Annotated in this window: 3 protein-coding genes; 1 reads left to right on the forward strand and 2 read right to left on the reverse strand. The window is 63.3% G+C overall.

Features of this window, described 5'->3' with window-relative positions:
• The first annotated feature begins 141 nt into the window (after window positions 1-141).
• The gene (locus ACESLR_RS11695) at window positions 142-651 is read left to right on the forward strand and encodes a helix-turn-helix transcriptional regulator (RefSeq protein ID WP_373026181.1); all 510 of its coding nucleotides are present in this window, start codon (window positions 142-144) and stop codon (window positions 649-651) included.
• A gap of 310 nt (window positions 652-961) precedes the next feature.
• On the opposite strand, the gene hepT is transcribed toward ACESLR_RS11695, so the two are convergent.
• Window positions 962-1,372 (reverse strand): type VII toxin-antitoxin system HepT family RNase toxin, encoded by a 411-nt coding sequence (gene hepT, locus ACESLR_RS11700; protein WP_373026183.1) that lies wholly within the window; start codon window positions 1,370-1,372, stop codon window positions 962-964.
• A complete protein-coding gene (gene mntA / locus ACESLR_RS11705) occupies window positions 1,357-1,755 on the reverse strand; it encodes a type VII toxin-antitoxin system MntA family adenylyltransferase antitoxin (RefSeq protein WP_373026185.1) in 399 nt (132 codons plus the stop codon). The genes hepT and mntA overlap by 16 nt, the downstream gene beginning before the upstream one ends.
• Window positions 1,756-2,156: the final 401 nt, after the last annotated feature.

Consider the following 2,156-nt stretch of genomic DNA (forward strand, 5'->3'; position numbering starts at 1 on the left):
GAATGAACGGGAATGCCGTTGTGGAGAATTCTGCATCGTGAGCGTCTGGAGTACACCGAGGAACCCGTCCTCCCACGCACGGCAGATTCGCCGCGTGGTGGAGGGGTGTACCGGAGGCCGTGTCGGTGAAGAGGAGCGATTATGAGCGCATACGAGTTCACGCTGAAATTCGCGATCCCGGAGGGATTGGATCGGCAGACGCTAGAGGGCCGGTTGTTCGAGGGTGGCTGCGATGATGCCCTGATCGGTACGGGCCAGAAAGGTCGGCTGGCGCTGTCTTTTATGCGCGAGGCAGGCGCGGCACGCGAGGCGGTGGGCAGTGCGATTCTTGATGTACGCAATGCGATACCAGAGGCCCGTCTGGTGGAGGCGGCGCCGGATCTCGTGGGCGTGACGGATATGGCCGATCTGTTCGAGTTCTCCCGGCAGAATATGCGCAAGCTGGTGCAAACCCACCGGGACAGCTTCCCGTTGCCACTGCACGAGGGGCATTCGTCGCTATGGCACTTGGCCGATGTGCTGGAGTGGTTTGATCGCCAGGGGCGCACCGTTGATCCGACTTTGCACGAAGTGGCGCGGGAGAGCATGCAGGTGAATGTGGCCCGCGAGGCCGCGCGGCTGCGACGTCCTGACGATGCGGTGGCCGGATAGCGGTAGCGCTCGCCACGTTCGCCTGACTGGGCGCGATACAGGCTCTTCGCTCCAGCATGGCTGGCGTGACGGGGTAGGGCGCTACGGTGGGGTAATGGGATGGCCTGTGCGGTCGCCCTTGGAGATCGCGGCGTTGCTTTGCTCCTGGCGATGACCGGAGGGCGCGTGGCGCGGCCCGTCAAGGTGGAGAGGGTTGGTGGCTTTCGGGCTTTGGCGGGGGCTTCGCGGGCGAGCCCGCTCCTACACGGCGGCTCCGCGGGTGGGGCCGCTCGTGCGAATCGATGGTTGCAGCCGGTCGAAGGGTGACGCGTCAGAGGCGTTCGTTGACTGTGCGTGCAAAGGTCCGGAAGTCGTCGAGGTGGCGCGAGCAGACGGCGTGAACGATCTCCCAGTTGATGCGCTCGTAGTTATGGACTGCGATGTTGCGAAAGCCGACGGCCTTCTTGAGCCGGTCGGCCAGGCTCGCTTCAATAATGCCGCCTTCAGCGAGACGGTCGAACGTCTGGCCCATGGTGTCCGGGGGCGGTAGTTCGAGCGCGGTCACGAGATGGGCTCCAATGTCGACACATTGTTGCACCGCACGGGACAGGTTCAGGGCAATGATGTCCTGTGTGTCCGGATCTTGCTGGAGTTGGTTGGGGTCGTCGGGGCAACGTTGCGCGACCCGCTGGACGCAATAGCGCAGCGTTTCGAGCTTTTGTTCGATTACCCGGCGATCCACGCTTGTCTCCGTTCGGCCAGAATGCGGTCGCGGTAGGGGGAAAAATCGGCCTGGTCGAGCAAGTGGCGCGTGAGGAAGCGGGCGTGGGCCTCGTCTCGTCCGGTCAGGCGGATGCCGCGTGTGACGATCTCGCCCAGTAAGGGTTCGCCAGCCTGGGTGAGGTCCACGAGGTCCACGGGGCGCCCGGTGGTGGAGGCAATTTCTTCGATGAGCGCAATGCGCGTGGTGGTTGGAAGCGGCGCTCCCGCGCTGACGGCCAGGTCGACATCGCTGTGTGGATGCAGTTTTCCGCTCGCGAGGGATCCGAACAGAATGGCTAGCTCCAGCTCGTGATGGCGGCGCAACACTGCACGAATGCGATCGATTTCGGTGCGATGGCTCATGCATCCCAGTGTAGGGAGATGTCTCTGAATGTGCACGGTCACATCCATGGGCGATTGGCGCATCCTTGGTAGAGGCGACACTGGGGCGGAGAGGATTTTGTTGTTGGTCGCCATCCGGGAAGCTGTGGAGCGGTTACCCGGGATCTCTGGTGTCGGTGGTAACACACCGGCGTTTAGTCGTGTGGTTCCGACGTGGGAAATCCCGGCTCTTCACTCCGCTGCGGTCGGGATGACGGGTTGGTGCTGCGGTTCGGATGAAGGGCTAGTGGTGGGGCTTCGGCCAGGTTAAGGAGACACTGATCAATGTACACGCTCGCGCTCGAGTCGCTTTTGCGTGCGAACAAGGCGCGGTGACTGCCGTGCAGTCATTCTGCACAAGGGAGCCGCAACGCCGTGCGCGC

Source organism: Thioalkalivibrio sp. (assembly GCF_041685615.1).
Taxonomy (GTDB): Bacteria; Pseudomonadota; Gammaproteobacteria; order Ectothiorhodospirales; family Ectothiorhodospiraceae; genus Thioalkalivibrio.